This is a genomic window from Sphingobacterium sp. MYb388, from assembly GCF_037479535.1.
GTDB lineage: Bacteria > Bacteroidota > Bacteroidia > Sphingobacteriales > Sphingobacteriaceae > Sphingobacterium > Sphingobacterium anhuiense.
In genome coordinates this window covers 544,033-563,862 of record NZ_JBBGYV010000002.1, presented here as the reverse complement: position 1 = coordinate 563,862, position 19,830 = coordinate 544,033, and the positions used below count along the sequence as shown (strand labels likewise).

15 protein-coding genes and 1 pseudogene are annotated in these 19,830 nt (G+C 43.8%); 13 read left to right on the top strand and 3 right to left on the bottom strand.

All coding sequences use genetic code 11. The features are described 5' to 3' along the window. Positions 1-29: 29 nt before the first annotated feature. The 9 genes and pseudogenes from WH188_RS08285 (at position 30) to WH188_RS08245 (ending at position 12,007) form a co-directional block, all read left to right on the top strand. Positions 30-1,079: an NAD(P)-dependent alcohol dehydrogenase gene (locus tag WH188_RS08285; protein WP_339423779.1), complete on the top strand. Its 1,050-nt coding sequence runs from the start codon at positions 30-32 to the stop codon at positions 1,077-1,079. A gap of 270 nt (positions 1,080-1,349) precedes the next feature. Beyond that, a complete protein-coding gene (locus WH188_RS08280; RefSeq protein WP_339423778.1) occupies positions 1,350-2,195 on the top strand; it encodes an aldo/keto reductase in 846 nt (281 codons plus the stop codon). Positions 2,196-2,218: 23 nt separating this feature from the next. Further along, positions 2,219-3,403: pseudogene (locus WH188_RS08275) on the top strand (aldo/keto reductase). Between the two features lie 86 nt (positions 3,404-3,489). Continuing rightward, complete coding sequence (locus WH188_RS08270) at positions 3,490-4,164, top strand: carboxymuconolactone decarboxylase family protein (RefSeq protein ID WP_339423777.1); 675 nt, start codon at positions 3,490-3,492, stop codon at positions 4,162-4,164. Between the two features lie 12 nt (positions 4,165-4,176). After that, on the top strand, positions 4,177-4,947 hold the full coding sequence (locus WH188_RS08265) for an SDR family oxidoreductase (protein ID WP_339423776.1): 771 nt from the start codon (positions 4,177-4,179) through the stop codon (positions 4,945-4,947). A gap of 49 nt (positions 4,948-4,996) precedes the next feature. Beyond that, positions 4,997-5,980 carry an aldo/keto reductase gene (locus WH188_RS08260; protein ID WP_339423775.1) on the top strand — a complete coding sequence of 328 codons (984 nt, stop codon included), beginning with the start codon at positions 4,997-4,999 and terminating at the stop codon, positions 5,978-5,980. A 239-nt stretch (positions 5,981-6,219) separates the two neighbouring features. After that, complete coding sequence (locus WH188_RS08255) at positions 6,220-7,614, top strand: TolC family protein (RefSeq protein WP_339423774.1); 1,395 nt, start codon at positions 6,220-6,222, stop codon at positions 7,612-7,614. Between the two features lie 33 nt (positions 7,615-7,647). Next, entirely contained in the window at positions 7,648-10,872 is a 3,225-nt protein-coding gene (locus WH188_RS08250; protein WP_339423773.1) for an efflux RND transporter permease subunit, read from the top strand. A gap of 25 nt (positions 10,873-10,897) precedes the next feature. Then, complete coding sequence (locus WH188_RS08245; RefSeq protein WP_339423772.1) at positions 10,898-12,007, top strand: efflux RND transporter periplasmic adaptor subunit; 1,110 nt, start codon at positions 10,898-10,900, stop codon at positions 12,005-12,007. Positions 12,008-12,135: 128 nt separating this feature from the next. On the opposite strand, the gene WH188_RS08240 is transcribed toward WH188_RS08245, so the two are convergent. Both WH188_RS08240 and WH188_RS08235 read right to left on the bottom strand, forming a co-directional pair. Next, a complete protein-coding gene (locus tag WH188_RS08240) occupies positions 12,136-12,312 on the bottom strand; it encodes an SDR family oxidoreductase (RefSeq protein ID WP_339423771.1) in 177 nt (58 codons plus the stop codon). A gap of 2 nt (positions 12,313-12,314) precedes the next feature. Beyond that, complete coding sequence (locus tag WH188_RS08235; protein ID WP_339423770.1) at positions 12,315-13,061, bottom strand: NADPH-dependent F420 reductase; 747 nt, start codon at positions 13,059-13,061, stop codon at positions 12,315-12,317. Positions 13,062-13,139: 78 nt separating this feature from the next. Between WH188_RS08235 and WH188_RS08230 the strand changes: the two genes are divergently transcribed. Next, a complete protein-coding gene (locus WH188_RS08230) occupies positions 13,140-13,493 on the top strand; it encodes a winged helix-turn-helix transcriptional regulator (RefSeq protein WP_339423769.1) in 354 nt (117 codons plus the stop codon). 106 nt (positions 13,494-13,599) lie between these two features. Here WH188_RS08230 and WH188_RS08225 read toward each other — a convergent pair whose 3' ends face one another. After that, the gene (locus tag WH188_RS08225) at positions 13,600-14,274 is read right to left on the bottom strand and encodes a nitroreductase (RefSeq protein WP_339423768.1); all 675 of its coding nucleotides are present in this window, start codon (positions 14,272-14,274) and stop codon (positions 13,600-13,602) included. 365 nt (positions 14,275-14,639) lie between these two features. Here WH188_RS08225 and WH188_RS08220 point away from each other — a divergent pair, with 365 nt between their 5' ends. The 3 genes from WH188_RS08220 (at position 14,640) to WH188_RS08210 (ending at position 19,822) form a co-directional block, all read left to right on the top strand. Continuing rightward, positions 14,640-15,170, top strand: a complete 531-nt coding sequence (locus tag WH188_RS08220) for a sigma-70 family RNA polymerase sigma factor (RefSeq protein WP_339423767.1) — start codon at positions 14,640-14,642, stop codon at positions 15,168-15,170. Between the two features lie 121 nt (positions 15,171-15,291). Continuing rightward, positions 15,292-16,287: a FecR family protein gene (locus WH188_RS08215; RefSeq protein WP_339423766.1), complete on the top strand. Its 996-nt coding sequence runs from the start codon at positions 15,292-15,294 to the stop codon at positions 16,285-16,287. Between the two features lie 133 nt (positions 16,288-16,420). Next, entirely contained in the window at positions 16,421-19,822 is a 3,402-nt protein-coding gene (locus WH188_RS08210; RefSeq protein WP_339423765.1) for a SusC/RagA family TonB-linked outer membrane protein, read from the top strand. Positions 19,823-19,830: the final 8 nt, after the last annotated feature.

Sequence of the window (19,830 nt, the reverse complement as noted above, 5' to 3'; positions counted from 1 at the left end):
AACAACAATTAAAATTAAAATAGATAGATATGGATATCAGACAGGTAAAAGCATATGGAGCGGCATCGGCCAGCGCACCGCTGGAGGAAATCACCATCAACAGGCGGGCAGTACAGCCGCATGATGTGGAGTTCGAAATTTTATATTGTGGCATCTGCCATTCCGATCTACACCAGGTAAAAGACGATTTTGGTGGAACCATGTGGCCTATTGTACCCGGCCATGAGCTATTGGGAAGGGTGACCATGGTTGGAAATCACGTCAAGGACTTCAAGCCTGGCGATCTGGTGGGTGTCGGTTGTATCGTGGACAGTTGCGGACATTGTGAATACTGCGATGAGGGTATCGAGCAGTTTTGTGAGGAAGGCGTAACCTTCTCCTTCAACAGTGTAGATCAGGTTTTGGGAGGTCATACGTACGGAGGTTTTTCGAAAACATACGTCTGCGATGAAAAATATGTATTGAGAATGCCTGCTTTTGAGGATCTGGCAGCCGCCGCCCCTCTGCTCTGCGCAGGTATCACCGTATATTCGCCGCTGAAACATTGGGGAGCAGGCCCCGGTAAAAAGGTGGGTATCTTAGGGATCGGCGGATTGGGACACCTGGCCATCAAGATTGCAAAGGCAATGGGTGCAGAAGTGACCGTGTTCACCACTTCACCGGCTAAAGTTGACGATGCAAAACGATTGGGAGCCGACCACGCCGTATTATCATCCGATGAAGAGCAGATAGCAACTTATAACCGTCAGCTGCATTTTATTATCGACACGGTATCAGCAAAGCACGACGTCAACATGTATCTGAATTTACTGCGTCACGACGGTACAGTGGTTCTGGTAGGGCTCCCTCCGCAACCCTTGGAAATAGGCGCCTTCAATGTGGTTATGGGCAGAAGAAGTTTTGCAGGTTCCAACATCGGTGGTATTGCAGAAACCCAGGAGATGCTGGACTTCTGTTTTCAGCATGGTATCACCGCCGACAGTGAGATCATACCTATCCAGGATGTAAATGATGCATTTGAACTATTGGAGAAAGGCGATGTAAAATATCGGTTTGTCATAGATATGTCGAGTTTATAGTGTTCACGATCAGTAAAAATATAATAAGAAAATCCAGAGGCGTTTCCGTATCTGGATTTTTGCCTTTAATGCTGTGATAAGTAAAAATGGTAGTATAATCCGTAATCGATATACCACGTAAGGATTTCATTTTGGGGAACTTTGTATCAGATGCGACGATGGTAGATTTATATTAAAACTGAAATACGGACATAGCAAAACGGATCACGTATCCCGACAAAACGCTTACAGAATTATAACAGTTAGATTAAAAACATAAAATACAAGAATATGGAATATGTAAAATTAAATAACGGAATTGAAATGCCCATTTTGGGCTACGGTGTATACCAGGTTACAGCGGAAGAGTGTGAACAATGTGTTACGGATGCCATTGGTGCCGGCTATCGTTCTATCGACACCGCACAGGCCTATGGAAACGAAGAAGGTGTGGGCAATGCCATGATCAAAAGTGGCATCGCCCGTGAAGAATTCTTCATTACCACCAAAGTATGGATTTCCAATGCCGGATATGAAAAAGCAAAGACATCTATCGAAGAATCGCTCGAAAAACTACAGTCGTCCTACATTGACCTATTGCTGATCCACCAGCCCTTCGGCGATTATTATGGCAGCTACCGTGCAATGGAGGAAGCTTACAGGGAAGGAAAGGTTAGGGCCATCGGCGTAAGCAATTTCTATCCCGACCGCTTTATCGATATTGCCGAAAATGTAGAAATCAAACCGGCAGTAAACCAGGTGGAAACGCACGTTTTCAACCAGCAGGTAAAGCCGCAGGAGATCATGAAAAAACACGGGACACAATTAATGTCATGGGGACCATTTGCGGAGGGGAAAAATGATTTCTTCAATAATGAAACATTGCAGACCATTGGCGATAAGTATGGCAAGTCCGTGGCACAGGTAGCCCTTCGTTACCTGATCCAGCGCAATATCGTGGTCATCCCTAAGACAGTCAGCAAAGACCGTATGGTACAGAATATGGAAGTTTTCGATTTTTCACTCACACACGCCGATATGGATGAAATACTGAAACTGGATCAGGGAGAAAGCCTGTTCTTTTCACACTATGATCCGGCAACCGTTGAATTCCTTGTGGGATTGGGCAAAAAATAGCAAGTACCGTAAATGAAAATCATATGGAAAACAGCAATAATTTCAACCGTCGAAAATTCATTGCCACCGGAGCCCTGGCAGCCGCGGCAATGGCAGTACCCAACACCGGTTTTTCGCATCCCAAAAGCCAGCATAAGATGGGTAAGATCACTAGTGCGTTACCAACGCGCAAACTGGGCAGTCTGGAAGTGACCGCACTGGGATTTGGTGAAATGAATTTTGTCCATGCTTATGGTACTCCGATAATGAACAGGGATGTATCCATTAAGACCATCAGGCACGCCTACGACCGGGGTGTCCGTTTCTTTGATACGGCCGAGGTATATGGTCCTTTTAAGAGTGAGGAACTGGTCGGTGAAGCATTGAAGGCTGTTCGCAAAGATGTGGTGATCAGTACGAAGTTCGGGTTTGATATAACAGCTGATGGCAGGACACTGGGCAAAAACAGCCGCCCCGAACATATCAAACGGGTTTGTGAGGAGTCGCTGAGGAGGCTGAAGACAGATTATATAGACCTCTATTACCAGCACCGTATAGATCCAGAGGTTCCGATTGAAGAAGTAGCCGGAGCGGTAAGGGAACTGATCGCTGAAGGAAAGGTGAACCATTTCGGACTCTCAGGAGCAGGTGAAGCAACCATCCGCCGGGCAAATGCCGTTCAGCAGATCACGGCAGTTCAGAACCATTATGCATTTTGGTCAAGACAACCGGAGGTGGAAGTCCTGCAGACCTGCGAAGAACTGTGAATCGGCTTTGTGCCCTGGTCTCCACTTGGCATGGGGTATCTTACCGGTACGATTGCTGCCGAAACACAGTACCTGCCAGGAGATCTGAGAAATACGGGAGGATTTCCAAGGTTTACTGTTGAAGCCCGAAGGGCCAACTGGGCTGTAATTAACCTCTTAAACAGGGTCGGAAGGGAAAAAGGCGCAACTGCTGCCCAGGTATCATTGGCGTGGTTACTATCCCGGGGACCATCGATCGTTCCGATTCCGGGTACGACCAAAATCGCACATCTGGACGAGAACCTAGGTGCTCTTGATCTGGTACTTGACAAACAGGATCTGAAAATGCTGGAGGAAGGTTTTGCCAGTATTAAAATACAGGGCGCATTTTCTGGCGAAGCCCAGATGGCTGCAATGGACGTTGGCGAACGGGAAGGAACATCTTCCAAAGGCAGCCACGGTCTATCACCCCTGCCCAGATGAACATACTGAACGGCTTACGATGGATATTGATTGCCGTATGCCGACAGTGAAAAACAAAATTGTGGAATTAAACAAAAGAACAATCTATGATAGACGACATAAAAGATCAGAACTGGTTGAAGCAGGTAATTACCATATCTGCCTATACGACGATTGGTCGTTTGGACAAACTAACAGCAGCTCTACATAAGGCGCTGGATTTTGGTGTTACAGTCAATGAGATAAAGGAAGTTTTTATTCATCTCTATTCTTATGCAGGATCGCCACGCAGTGTAAGGGGAATCAATACGCTGATTGCAGTGCTGAATGATAGAAAAGAAAGAGGGATAGCTGATGATTTGGGAAAAGAGTCTGGCCTCATTGGGGATGCATCGGACAAATATGAAAATGGTGAGGCCGTACAGATGAAAATAACAGGCATGAGTGCATCAGCGCTTAAAAGTACAGGCTATGCGACGCTTGTCCCGACCATCGATGTATTTCTCAAGGAACATCTTTTCTTCGATATATTCGGACGGGATCTGTTAAGCTATAACACCAGGGAGATCATCACTATAGCTACCTTGATCAGTATGGGCGGTGTGGAGCCAATTATACAGTCACATTATATCGCTGCATCGCAGTTGGGCGTTCCGCAGGAAAATATCTGGCTAATCATTGATGTACTGGAAGATGAGCTGGGAACAGAAAAAGTTGCCAGTGCACGTGAGATCGCGTCAAAGGTTTTTGCGGATCTTGAAAATGCAAAAATGCAGATTTAAAAGGTAATAATTATGGAGAATTTTTTAAAAGGAAAGATAGCACTGGTGACCGGAGGTAGTTCCGGTTTAGGTTTTGCTGCGGCAGAATTGCTGGCGCAGCACGGTGCACATGTGTACATTACAGGGCGCCGCGCCGATGCACTCGAAGCAGCGAAAAAGCGGATAGGTAAGAATATTTCAGCAATCAGTGCCGACGTTACCAGCCTTACCGAAATGAAACAGGTACAGGAAATTATTAAGGGAGCACACGGGAGTCTTGATATCATATTTGCAAATGCAGGCGGTGGAAAATACAAAGAACTTGATCAGATCACCGAAGAATTTTACAATCAAACCTTCGATGTTAATGTCAAGGGCACACTTTTTACCGTACAGGCGATGCTTCCCATCTTGAACAATGGAAGTTCGATCATTATAAATTCGTCCATTACGGCAGATATGGGACTACCTGCTTTCAGCATGTATGCCGCTACCAAAGCAGCAGTCCGCTCTTTTGCCAAAAGCTGGTCCAGTGATCTCAAAGACCGGGGTATCAGGGTCAACTCCCTAAGCCCGGGCACAGTACCTACAGAGGGATACGAACACGAAATCGGCATGACCCCTCAACAGGTTGACGATTACATCGCACGTGTTACCCCATCGATTCCGTTGGGCCGTGTGGGAACTCCACGGGAGGTTGCAGAAGCATTATTGTTTCTGGCATCGGACCGGAGCAGTTTTATTACCGGCATCGACCTGGTTGTCGACGGTGGACAGACACAGATCTATGCAGGCAGGAATTAACAGATATCCATTTAATAAAATTTGTAATAAATAGAAAGATATGAGTAACATGGAAAAAAGAAAACTTGGAAACGGAGGTTTATCGGTTTCTGCATTAGGATTGGGATGTATGGGGCTGACATTTGGATATGGCCCGGCAACGGATGAAAAAGAAGCAATTGAATTGATCAGGAATGCGTACGATTCAGGAATTACCTTTTTTGACACCGCCGAGGCCTATAGCCAGGGAGGAAATGAAACCTTGTTGGGAAAAGCGCTCCAGCCTTTTCGTGATAAAGTCGTTATAGCTACCAAATTTGGCTTCAAAGAAGGAGATTCATCCAAAGGAACGGACAGCCGTCCCGAACGAATCCGTCAGGTAGCGGAAAACTCCCTGAGATACCTCAAAACGGATTGCATCGACCTGTTCTACCAGCACAGGGTAGATCCGAATGTGCCGATCGAGGATGTAGCGGGAACGATCCAGCAATTGAAGCAGGAAGGCAAGATCAAACATTGGGGGCTTTCCGAAGCAGGAGCACAAACCATCCGTAAAGCACATGCCATCGAACCTTTGGCGGCTTTGCAGAGCGAATACTCCCTGTTTTTCCGTGAACCCGAGGATGAAATCATTCCAACATTGGAAGAACTGGGCATTGGATTTGTACCGTTCAGCCCATTGGGTAAAGGTTTTTTAACAGGTAACATCAACGAACAGACTGCTTTTGACCCGACCGACTTTAGAAATAAGCTTCCTCGCTTTAGTGAAGAAAACCGTAAGGCCAACCAGTCACTGGTAGATCTGGTAAAAACTATAGCAACTGAAAAGAATGCCACTCCGGCGCAGGTTGCCTTATCATGGCTGTTGGCCCAAAAACCGTTTATCGTTCCGATTCCGGGCACTACAAAGCTGCACCGTTTACAGGAAAACGTCGGTGCGGTCGCTGTAACTCTTACGGACAAAGACCTGGCAACAATACAACAGGCTCTGGCACATATCCAGATCATTGGTGAACGTTATCCCGAAGCCCTTCGGAGTATGGTAGGAAAATAATTTTTATAAACTTTTCGAAAAGCCAATACAATCTGTATTGGCTTTTTCGAAAAGTTTATATGTTAAGTAGCTGGCCTTGCTAAACAGTAATATTGGTAAGAGAAACCGTAATATATATAAATCCCCCGTGGAAATCATTCGCAACTTTGTATCTCAGTTTAGGTTAGGATCATTCTGTCGTAAAAGATGGGTAGCGTTACCATCAATCCAAACTGTAAAATATTAGAATTAAAGATAGTATGCATATAATTTTCAAACGCCTTTTGACAGGCTTAATTTTCTCATGTATTTTCCCCACTTGGGTCAATGCCCAATCCACCATTTCACTGAAAGAGGCCTTAAATATGGCAGAGCAACAATACCCTTCCATTAAAGCGAAACAGCTACAGATCCGCTCATCTGAACAGGTGGTAAAGGGTACGGTAATGGAACGGCTGCCCAACTTCAATCTGGGGGTACAGCAATCTTATGGTACAATTAATGGCATAAGCGGACCTATGTCCGGACTTGAAGGCGCCATTGCTTCCTCCGGGCCGCCATTGGCTGAGCAGAGCTGGAATGCGGCTTTTGGTGCCCTATATGTGGCGGGCATCAATTGGGAATTCTTCACTTTTGGCAGAAACATGCAAAGGACACGGGTCGCCAAACAGGAGCAGGTGCGCAGTACGCGGGATTATCAGCAGACCCTGTTTGAGCACAAGGTCAAGGTCGCTGCGGCATATCTAAACTTGATCGCAAGCCAGCAGATCGCTTTATCGTACGAAGAAAATCTTACACGTGCAGATTCCCTGCGCACATTTATCATTGCACGTGTCAAAAGTGGAATGGTGGCCGGCGTAGACTCCACATTTGCTAACGCCGAACTATCCAATGCACGTATGCTTTTTACCAACGCCAGGAACAGGGAATTGGAACAGAGGAATATATTGGCCCAATTAATCGGTCAGGAAGATAGTAATTTCGTTGTTATGGGGGATTTTGTCGACACTGTTCCCCTTACACCTGATTATTCTCAAATGGATTTTTTCACTCATCCTCGTTTAAATTATTACAGAAGTATTATTTCCGTGGGAGAAGAGCAGACAAAACTTTTGAAAAAGCAATATTATCCGCGGATCGCTCTGTTCGGTATGTTCCAGGGGCGGGGATCGGGATTTTCGCCCAATTACATTTCGGATCAAACGGCCTACTCAAACAGCTACTGGTCTGGAGTGGATCCTGTCCGTACCAACTATCTCGTTGGTATTGGAATCAACTGGAATCTGACCACAGTTTTCCGTCTAAACAAGCAAATTTCAGCACAACGCTATTCCGTAGCGGCCATGCAGGAGGATTATAAAGAAGCCGAGCTATCCGTAAAAACCCAGGTGCGTGTAGCGGATGACAGGTTCGATGCCGCCATGACCAATTACCGTGAGGCTCCTATACAAGTTGCAGCTGCAAGAGAAGCTTTTAACCAAAAAGCGGTACTGTACAGGAATGGTCTGGCCAATATGGTGGAGGTCATGCAGGCAACCAATACGCTTATCCGTGCAGAAACCGACAGGAATATTGCCAACAACAATGTTTGGCAGGCCCTGCTGCTGAAGGCAGCCTCGACAGGAGATTTTAGCCTTTTTGAGCATCAACTCTGATACATCCCAACTATTTAGCATAAAAGATAACGAATGAACCTAATACGTTTTGCCCTTAGGAAACCGATTTCCATCATGGTAGTCGTTGCCGCCCTTTTCTTCTTCGGAATAAAGGCGGTCAATACAATAAAAATTGATCTATTTCCAAAATTAGATCTACCGGTCATCTATATATCCCATCCGTTCGGGGGCTATACGCCCGAGCAGATGGAGGCCTATTTCGGTAAGCAGTACATCGGTGCACTACTGATGGTGAACGGTATTAAGAATATCGAGACCAAGAACATCCAGGGACTTACTTTTATCAAGATCAGTTTCTATCCCGGAACAGATATGGCCCAGGCGGCGGCCGAGGTCACTGCTTTTTCCAACCGTTCACAGGTCGCCTTTCCTCCCGGTTCCGCTCCGCCTTTTATTATACGTTTTGATGCTTCTACCTTACCCGTAGGCCAACTGGTATTAAGTAGCGAAAAGCGTAACAACAACGAATTGCTTGATCTTGCAAATGTATATGTACGTTCTTCTTTTACGGCCATACCTGGTCTGGTTGGTTCGGTTCCCTTTGGAGGAAACGTCCGTACAGTGGTCATCAAGGCCAATCCTGAGCTGATGCGCGGCCATAATCTTACGCCTGATCAACTGGTTGCTGCATTACGGATCAACAATCAGCCCTCACCGGCCGGAAATGTACGGATCGGGGACAAAAATTATTTGAGTCCGGCAAACACCATCGTGGGAAGCATCAAGGATTTCGAAAACATACCCATTCTGGCAGGAACGGGCGCTTCCAATGTTTACCTGAGGGACGTTGCTACCGTGGAAGATGCCGCAGATATCAATGCCGGCTATGCGCTGATCAACGGACGAAGATCCGTTTATCTCAACATTGCCAAATCAGCTGATGCTTCTACATGGGAGGTTGTCCAGAACCTTAAAAAGAACCTGCCCAAAATCCAGTCGCAACTCCCCGAAGATGTCAAACTGAGCTATGAGTTTGACCAGTCTGCCTATGTCATGAATTCGGTGAAAGGGCTGATTCATGAAGGTATAATCGGAGCAATACTGACGGGTTTGATGGTTTTCTTGTTCCTGCGTGATGTACGGGGTGCACTGATTGTTATTCTGACCATTCCAACCTCTATTATAACCGGAGTACTCTTTTTAGACCTGTTTGGGCAGACCATCAACATCATGACGCTGAGCGGCCTTGCACTGGCCATCGGCATCCTGGTCGATGAAAGTACCGTTACCATTGAAAATATCCACCAGCATCTGGATATGGGCAAGTCCAAAGCAATAGCCATATGGGAAGGCTGTAAGGAAATTGCCCTGCCCAAACTATTGATCCTGTTCTGTATACTTGCCGTGTTTGCACCTGCATTTACAATGGGCGGCATTCCCGGCTCCCTGTTCCTGCCATTGGCCTTGGCTATTGGATTCAGCATGGTAGCTTCTTATTTTCTTTCGCAGACTTTTGTCCCCGTAATGGCCAACTGGATCATGAAGGAGAAACATGGCGGACCAACCATAGCCGTATCATCAGATGAAGATACCTCCCTGCAAAAAGAACATTTATTGCAGGGAAACAGTGGGGCAAAACAGGATTATTTCGAAAAGTTCAGAAGCCGCTATATGCGGTTTATTAACCGTATTCTGCCTTATCGCAAAAGCATGATCTACGGATACATTATCGTCATTGGAGGCATTGCGGCATTGCTGTTTATTACTATCGGGCGTGATGTGCTGCCAAAGGTGGACAGCGGACAATTTCAGGTGCGCATGAAGATTGCCGACGGTACACGGATTGAAAAAACGGAACTCAAGGCGGTCGAACTACTTGACATCATCAACGATATAGCGGGGAAGGATAATATTTCGGTTACTTCGACCTTTGTCGGCAACCACCCGCAGCTCTATTCCACGGCATCACTTTTCCTTTTTATGGGTGGACCACACGAATCCGTCGTGCAGGTAGCACTGAAACCCGGCTCGGACCTGAAACTGGAACCGCTCAAGGATGAAATCCGAAAGCGAGTGAGAACAGCCATTCCGGAAGCCAAGCTTTCGTTTGAACCGATAGAGCTTACGGACAAGATCCTGAGCCAGGGTTCTCCAACGCCTATTGAAGTACGTCTTTCAGGACGCGTGAAAGCAGTCAATGAGGAATATGCGATGAAGGTGATCGAAAAATTGAAACTGATCCCATACCTGCGGGATATACAGCTAGGCCAGTCCATCAGATATCCGCAACTGGATATCAACATTGACCGGGAGCGTGCGGTGCAGCTTGGAACGGACATTGGTGCAATCTCACGTTCGCTCACCGTATCGACTTCTTCCTCACGGATGACCGAAAAGAATATCTGGATCGATCCGGCAAGCAGCCAGACCTACAGCGTGCAGATCCAGGTTCCCGAAAGTGAGATGAAAAGTAAAAATGACATCGGCAATATACCACTGGTAGCCAATGCTGCCCGTCCCTCTATTGCTGATGTAGCAAAAATTTCGGAAAGCACGGCCTATGGTGAAGCTTACAATCTGGGAACTGTACCTATGCTTACCGTTACCGCCAATATTCACAACAAAGATCTGGGGACCGCTTCAAAAGCCGTACAAAAAGCTATTGCTGAAATTGGAGAACTTCCCCGTGGACTGGACGTACAGACGATCGGATTGAGCCAGACGTTGGACGATACCATGGGAAGTCTGGAAAACGGTTTGATGGTGGCCATTGTGGTTATCTTTTTGATGCTGGCTGCCAATTTCCAATCCTTCAAGGTCTCTTTTATTGTTTTGGCAACCGTACCTGCTGTGCTTGTCGGTTCACTGGGACTGCTGATGCTGACCGGCTCTACACTCAACCTGCAATCCTATATGGGAATGATCATGTCGGTTGGGGTATCTATTTCCAATGCCGTCCTTTTGATCACCAATGCCGAGCAGATACGCAGGCATAACGGTAATGCCTTACTTTCAGCAAAAGAGGCCGCCGCATTACGTCTTAGACCTATCCTGATGACAGCGCTGGCAATGATCATGGGAATGATCCCCATGGCATTGGGCATCGGAGAAGCAGGTGATCAGTCGGCTCCATTGGGAAGAGCGGTAATCGGAGGATTGATCGCTTCTACGTTTGCCACCCTTTTCATCCTTCCGCTGGTATTTGCATGGGGACAGGGGAAATCAACAACACAAAGTCCTTCACTTGATCCCGAAGACGAAGAAAGCAAAAATTACAGGCATCTAACAGTTGAATAATACATCAAAATTGATTAACATAATTATGAAAGGACTTAATAAAAGCTTACTATATAGCACGCTGGTCATGGTGGCACTGGGACTGCTGGGCTGCAATGGTTCCAATGCAGAAAAGGAAATAAAAGAAGAAATCCCTTCGGTCAATGCTTTTCTATTGCAACGGGAGGCATTGACAGACACTTTGGTTATTTCAGGAGAATTGCAGGCATTTCTACAGGTTGATCTTTACGCAAAGGTCAACAGCTTTGTAAGGCAGTTGAATGTGGATGTGGGGTCGAGGGTATCCAAAGGTCAGCTGCTTGCGGTGATGGATGCTCCCGAGATGAATGCACAGCAGGATGCTGTCTCATCAAGGCTGCAATCGCAGGAAGCAATTTACATGGCCAGTAAAGCGACGTATGACCGTCTTTTTGAAACCAGCAAAACACCCGGCACCATCTCGCAAAATGATCTGGAGCAGGCTCAGGCACGAAAAAATGCAGATTATGCACAACTCCAGGCATTAAAGGCGATGCTCCGTGAATCTAAAAACAACAGGGATTACCTCGAAATCAGGGCTCCCTTTTCCGGAATCATCACCAGCAGGAATGTAAGCCCGGGCGCTTTTGTTGGCGCGGGAGCGGGAGCCGCTCCATTATTTACCTTACAGGAGCAGGATAAACTGCGTCTGATCATTCATATTCCTGAAAGCAATGCGGGGTCAATCCGGTTGGGACAGTCGGTAGATTTTACGGTGAGGTCTATTCCAGGTCAGGTATTTAGTTCAAAGGCAGCCAGACTTTCCGGTGCCCTGGATAATACGCTCCGTGCCCAGCGTATTGAAATGGACGTAGCAAATAAAGATAATAAATTACTGCCCGGTATGATTCCTGAAGTACAGCTCGCACTTCAGTCTTCGGGGGATGATACTTTCGTTATACCCCAATCGGCACTGCTACGTTCCAGCCTGGGAACTTTTGTCATCAAGGTACAGCAAGGCAAGACAATCTGGGTTCCTGTCCAAACGGGAATTTCGTCTGGTGACAGAATAGGTGTTTTCGGTTCGCTATCATTGCAAGACACACTTATTTCAACAGTTACAGAAGAGATAAGGGACGGAGCAGTGCTTAAAGGACAATTAAAGATCGGAAAATAATTCTGACAAAAAATTGATCATGTTTCCCTTCAATATATATGGTAAAAATAGACCTGCCCATTGAGCAGGTCTATTTTCATTTTGATCAGATTTGCGAGATCCTTGAAGATGCCGTTGGTTTTGCAATTTTAATCTTTTAATATATCTGTATTGCCTGAAGCGGTATTTAAAAAGGCGACCACCCCGCCATCGAGCAGGATGTCAGCACCACTAAGGAAACTTTCTGCCGGACTGATTATAAATTCTATCATAGCGACAATATCTTCTGCGGTACCTACGCGTTTTACCGGCGTATTCTCGGTCATACTTAGATGCCAGTTTTATACAAACCTCTTAGTACGGATCTTGACTCATTAGCAGGGTCTTTCAGCTCCATGACCATTTTAAGCCCGAGACCACGGAGATCGGGCAACTTTGATTTCTCTACAGTTTGCAACAACCTGAGAACCTCTTCTTTATTGTGGTCTGTACAGTAAACCGGACTTCCGGGCTGCTGTTTCCATGATTCTGATAAGGAACCGCCGTCAACTGCATCGAAACCGATCTCATTGATCAATGTCATGATTTCGGTTTTTGATTCGATACTGTCTCCAGCTACTGGTAGGGCAATCCGGTTCGGATCTCCTAAGGGTACGCTGTTTTTTGCCAATGATGTTGCTCCTATGTTATTGAAAGCTTTTAGCACAGGGCGGTGAAGATGTGCCGACACCCATTCGGTTTCCGGCATTCCGTTCTCTATAGCCTCAATCTTTGTTTCCCTATATTCGGGATAATAGTTCCCCGTGTCTACTATAATTAGGTCTCCGGGAGTTTCCGCAAACAGGTTAGCAGGAAGGTCCTTTATACTTTTAAATGGAATAGATACAATAACGATATCCACATCTTCCACCGCCTGTTCCAAGGTAACAGCTGTAACGTTTGCTTCAATAGCAAGCTCCTTCAAGCTTTCCGGTCCCCTGGAGTTTGCAATCCTAACCGCATGTCCTGCCTGACTAAATTTTTTGGCAAGTGTAGCTCCAATCTGGCCGGCACCAATAATTCCTATTCTTTTCATTTATCTTAATTTTTTGATAGCGTAAATTTAATGTAAATTTGCTATCAAAAAAATAGCACTTACATTTAGGATAGCAGAATGAAAGAAAAGAAAGGCACTACAAACTATAAGGAATGCGTACACAACCTTTATCCACTAAGGGATGCCATTGAGGTTCTGGGGCCAAAATGGAGGATACAGATCCTGATTGCCATTACATATGGCAATGAAAGCTTTACTGCGATCCAAAAAGCACTTGAAACCATTTCTCCGCGAATTTTATCGAAAGAGCTGAAAACCCTGGAAGAAAATAAGCTGATCATACGGGAAGTGTCCCACACTTACCCTATAGCCATCAGGTATAAATGGACGGAACATACCAAAACCATTGTTCCCCTCATAACCTTCCTAAAAGATTGGGGACAGACACACAGGGACTATATATTTAAGTAAGTATGCAGTCACTTTCCGTTGGCCAGAATCATGTGGATAGGCTGAATTTTATCTTTGTAGTCTTTTCTGTAAGTATTTCAATAGCTAGCAAAGTCCGGATGACACATTATTGATGAAAAGTTACATTTTCGCCAATTGCATCCCTTTCCATCCTGATGGTATTGGCCACGGCATCCCCGTCTTCGTACCCGAATGAAATGCCGAATAGCAGCTTAAAGTCATCCGAAATTCCCAAATGTTCCCGAACCACATCTGCGAAAAACCCAAGGACAGTCTGTGGTACCCCTGCCAGGCCGTGGTCGGTCAGCGACAGCAGAAATGTCTGGGCATACATGCCGATATCTCCTGCAATCCTCACGTTATCGCCGGTCGAAGGCATGAACAGAAATGCCACATGCGGGGCATTATAGAACCTGTAATTAAGTATATTGGCTTGTTTACGGCCTTCAGTATCTTCCCTGACCACACCCAATGCTTCATAATAAATTTTCCCCTGTGCAAACTGACGTTCCTTATAACGTCCATGGAAATCCCCGATATCAAAACTAAAGTCTGGAGAGAAGCATTCCTGCTCGGCTGCTGCTATGAGTTTTTCTGATAGTTCCTGTTGTTTCAGACCGGAAACAATATGTACGTTCCAGGGTTGTGTATTACAGTTTGAAGGAGAAAGCTGGGCATCCTCTAAAACTTGGATGAGCATATCGGCAGGTATTTCCCTTGAAAGGAATGCACGGCAGGAATGCCTGTCCCTTAGTACATCGTAAAACGTTTTTTTTTCCATAGTGTAAAGATTAATTAGCTGAGATCATTTATCTTAGTTAAAGCCCATTCTACTTATATCATCCACTAAAATTAGGAATTTTATAAATCGCATGCTATGTTATCTACGTTTATCAGTAAAATTGGTAAGTAATACCGTAATTTGTATACATTTAATTTGGTAACTTATAGTGAAATTCATGTTGTAGTTTTAACAGTTTACAGAGTGATAGAACATTGCTGTCAGAATGGTCATATTTTTTAAACTGGATGTGATTGTTTAGTTTATTATATTTTTCGGAGAAGATTATATATATTTACACATTTTAGCCCCAAAAATACTTGAATCCGCTTGTTAATAGATCTGACGAAGAGCTGTTCCTTTTAATGAAAGAGAATAAGCAACAAGCATTTTCTATTCTTTACGACCGGTATTGGCTTTCATCGGTAAAAAGGTCTCTCCATAAGCTTGTTGACCAAAACGATGCAGAAGAAGTGGTTCAGAATGTATTTGTATCCATATGGCGCTTAAGAGACAAGATAGACCTGAAGGGACAGTTCGTACATTATCTAAATGCAGCGCTCCGTTATGAAATACTCAGGTTTCTGAGTAATCGTCTTAAAAAATCTTCCCACCTTCATTTTGAAGATGTTTTACCTACTCATGTTCCCTTTCATGATGGCGATATGCTGCGTTTGGAGTTGCAGGAGCTACAGTCTGGAATCGATACAATCATAGATGGCTTACCCGAAAAATGCCGCCTTATCTTTCTCATGAGCCGAGACGAGGGAATGAGTGCCAAGCAAATCGCAAATAAGTTAGACATCTCACATCGCACAGTTGAAACGCAACTCAGTAAAGCCATACGCATATTAAAAAATGCCATTCATCGGCTTAATATATTATTACTTTTGTAATAAAATTAACCGATTTCCTTTTAAAATTTTATAAAAAACTTAAAAAGATTAAAAAAAATATCTTTAGCGTACGTAGTGTTGCCATTTTTATACTCTATATTATAAAGAAGACATTAGTACAATGCAGAATATACCTGAAAACATTAAAAATTTGATTCAAAAATGGCAAACTAGATCACTCTCAGTAGAGGAACGAGCATTGTTGAACAAATGGTACAATGAAGAACTTCCAGAAGAAATGTACTGGTATGGCGATGAGGAACACGGATTAAAAGACCGTCTTTTCGAGGGTATTAATTTGGAGCTGGGTTCTAATATTACTAACCGCACTACGAATCGTTCGGTTCAACATACAATAATAGCGCTTTCTGCAATTGCAGCAGCATTTGTGATATTCTTTGCTGTTAATCGGACCTTATGGTATAGTCCGGCTAAGATCGAAATAATATCCGTAGAACATAATTCCACTTCTGAAGTTAGAAGGATTATTTTACCTGACCAAAGTATTGTATGGCTCAAAGGAAAAAGTAAACTTTTTTATCCAAAAACATTTATGGATAATATGCGAGAAGTGGAACTTACAGGTGAAGGTTTATTTGAGATAACGAAAGATGCCAACAGACCTTTCGTTATAAGGGCAGGACACTATACCACACAGGTGCTCGGTACTAGCTTTAACCTAAAGGTCGATGAGCGTAGCGGTACAGTGGAGTTAGCTGTACTTACAGGAGCCGTAGAGGTATCAAAAAGGGACGGCATAATTGGCAGGGGTAAGAGTATTAAAATTTTAGCAAATGAATCATTTCGGGCAACTGATCAAGAATGGACTAAACCCATTCGAGCTACTCCCGTAGAGAATATTTCAGCTCTGACTGCAGGCACACAATATGACATGAAATTTATATCCGTCCCTGTTGAAGAGATCATGAACCGTTTTGAAGCAAAATACAATGTAACATTTGAAGGATACACAGGTGAATATAGGTCATGTCTAGTGACCGCCGACCTGACAGATCAATCCATGGAAACATCTTTAAAATTACTGAGTTTGGCCATCAATGCAAATTTCACGATAAAAGATAAAAAAATAAAACTGACAGGAGGAGGCTGTTTTTAACTAACTAACTAACTAATCTCATCTACCAATATGATTATATAGACGAATAACATAAATAAATGCGAAGGTGTTGCCACACCTTCGCAAATGTTACTCTAATTAATTTTTTACTCAATCAAAATTAACCAATCAAATGTATAAAAAAAATTTGACATGGGTTGCTCTTGCCTTTTCAAAAAGTGAGAAGTCAAAGTTTAAAAAGGTGATAAACAAAGCCTTACCTATATATAAACCAATTTTGTTATTTTCATTTTTTATTCTGTTTTCACTCGTGGTGAATGGACAGGTATTACAAGAAAAAGTGAAAATAAAATTTGAAAATTCTACTTTAAAAAATGTACTTCAGAAATTAGAACAAGAAATAAACATACGCTTTGTTTTTAATGATACGCATATAAAGTCATCATTGCGTACGACCGGTACTTTTGACGAAACATTAGGGACCATTCTGAAAAATATATTGGAAACGTACGAGCTCGATTATGATTTCGTTGACAATCAATACATTGTATTGAAACAGCGTAAGTCGCATTCTTCTAATACAACCCGCGCGATGGGCTTATCAAGCAACGTAAATCAAAACGGTTTTGTACAATCGGGTATCGTTGTCGATGAGAGTGGTTATGCTATTAGTGGTGTTACTGTGAGCGTTATAAATGCAAGTAATGTCGTGCTTAGCGATGAAAAGGGTTTTTTTAGCATTGGAGTAATCGACGACAGTTATTCGATACGCTTTCATCATCTCGGTTATAAAACCGTTGAACAGAAAAGCATGCGAAATGCCATTATGAGAATTAAATTAGAGGCTGATCCGTCAAAATTGGACGAAGTCTTAGTTATTGGTTATGGTACAACTACCAGACGTAATACAACTGGATCGTCAGCAGGAATCACTGCCAAAGAAATTCAGAACACACCTACAACGAATTTATTGAATTCTTTACAAGGCCGTATCCCTGGAATCTATGTTAACCAGTCGAACGGCTTACCAGGCAGCACGATGAATATCAGCATCAGGGGTACCAACTCTGTTCCCCAACCTGGCAGCGAAATAAACAGGAATATACCACTCTTTATCGTGGACGGAGTCCCTTTTAATCCAGATGCGCTTAGCGGAGGAATGAGCGGTGCTAACGGAGCTACCAGTCCTTTGAATATTATTAATCCTATGGATATTGAAAGTATCGATATTCTGAAAGATGCAGATGCAACGGCCATTTACGGTTCAAGGGCAGCAAATGGGGTTATTTTGATAACGACAAAACGAGGTAAAGTTGGGAAGACACAGTTTGATGTCATGTTCCGCACAGGTGTGGCGAAGGTTTCTCAATTTGTGGAAACCCTAAACACAGAGCAGTATCTGAATATCCGTCGGAAGGGCTTTGAAAATGTTGCAGTTACAAATCCCCGAGTCACACCGGAATCCTATAACGCATTTGATCTTACCCAATGGGACCAGACTGCGTATACGGATTTTCAAAAGCTCCTGATCGGAAATACGGCTAAGACCACAGACGCCAATCTCTCGGTAAGTGGGGGTGATGTACGAACCAATTTCCGTTTGAGTGGAACTTATCATAAAGAGGGAAACGTCTTTGTAGGAGATCAGGGATATACAAGATCAGCCTTGAACTTTAATTTGCAGCACAAAGCGCTCAATGATAGATTTACGATTGGTTTTTCGGGAATATATTCAGCAGACAATAATGATGTGTCGGTCCTTGACCAGACCTCTATTGCCTATAATCTTCCACCCAACTACCCCCTATACAATGAAGATGGAAGCTTGTATTGGAGCGGTTTAAGTTTTGGAGTTCCTGCCAATCCTTTGGGCCAATTGAACCAAACAGTTAAAAATAAAGGGACGAATCTTGTTACAAACCTTAATTTGGCATTTCAGCTTTGGAAAGGATTGACCCTGAAAACGAACTTGGGTTACGGTAGGTCAGATTCTGATGAGAAACGTCTGGTCCCGCGCTCCTCTATGGATCCGAACATATCTACAAATGTTGCCAATAGTATCTTTGGGTATCGGGTTTCTGACAATTACACGATAGAACCACAATTGGATTATGTTACCGAAATCGGTCAGGGTAAATTTAGTACGATGATCGGAGGTACATGGCAACACAGTGCATTTCGCCAGCCATTTTCAATCATGGCACGTGATTTTCCGTCGGATGACTTCCTTGAAAATATAGCTTCGGCGGGGTCTACTACTGTAACGAGAGGATCAAGTGAATATAAATATGCTTCGGTGTTTGGACGGATTAATTATAATTTCCTCAGCAGATATATTCTCAATATAAATTTCCGTCGCGATGGATCTTCTAGATTTGCAGAAAATTCACGCTACGGAAACTTCGGCTCTTTTGGAGCAGCGTGGATATTGAGCGAGGAACCTTTTCTGAAGTCCATTCCTACGATCAGTTTTGCAAAACTACGTTCAAGCTACGGTTGGGTGGGTAACGATAAGATTGGTGACTATATGTATTACGATTCTTACCAGTCCGTTACCTATCTCTACAACGGTGTACCAGGAATTATTCCAGCTCGTTTAGCAAACAGTGATTTTCAATGGGAATCTACAAGAAAATTTGAGTTAGCACTGGATCTTGGGATTTTGAAAGACAAGCTTTCCTTCTCTGCTGCTTTCTACCGTAATACTTCTGGCAATCAGCTTATAAACTATACGTTAAGTCCACAGGCTGGTTTTTCCAGTTACCAAGCTAATTTTCCTGCAGTGGTGCAAAACAAAGGTTGGGAATTTACTCTTAGCACACAAAATATCAATAGTACAAATTTTAGGTGGACAACTGACGCGAATCTATCCATCAATAGAAATAAACTCTTGGAATTCCCGAACATTCAAGGTTCATCATACTATACGCAATACGTGGTAGGAAAACCGCTAAGCAGCTACTACGCATACGAGTTTACTGGTTTTGATGCAACAACAGGACTTCCGACTGTGGGTGACTTGAACGGAGATGGACGGATCAGTTCCGGATACTACGAAACAGGCCGGGGTGATCGCTCATATAGAGGAACAGGACAGCCTTCTTATTACGGAGGTATCACCAACACACTCACTTATAAAAAATTAACATTTGATTTTCTTTTCCAATTCGTTAAACGCGAAGGACGCTCAATCTTGACAAGTTCTTTCTATCCGCCGGGTTATGATATGACCAATTATGCCGCGAAGCCTATTATGGAATATATCAATGCGGGTATTCCTTCACTACCGCAGATTACTGCCGCTTTCACTCCTGCCTATACGGCTTACTCGAACTATGTCGCCTCGAATGCTACAGTTGTCGATGCATCATTTATCCGTCTGAAAAATGTAAGTCTTTCCTACGATGTGAGTGGAGCATTTACGGAAAGGCTGAAAATAAAAAATCTGCGCTTACAGCTTCAGGGGCATAACCTATTTACCATTACAGATTATTTTGGTTTTGATCCAGAATCTCAAGGATTATCCTTACCTCCCTTACGTACTATTGTTGGAACTGTTCAATTAACCTTCTAAAAAACGAG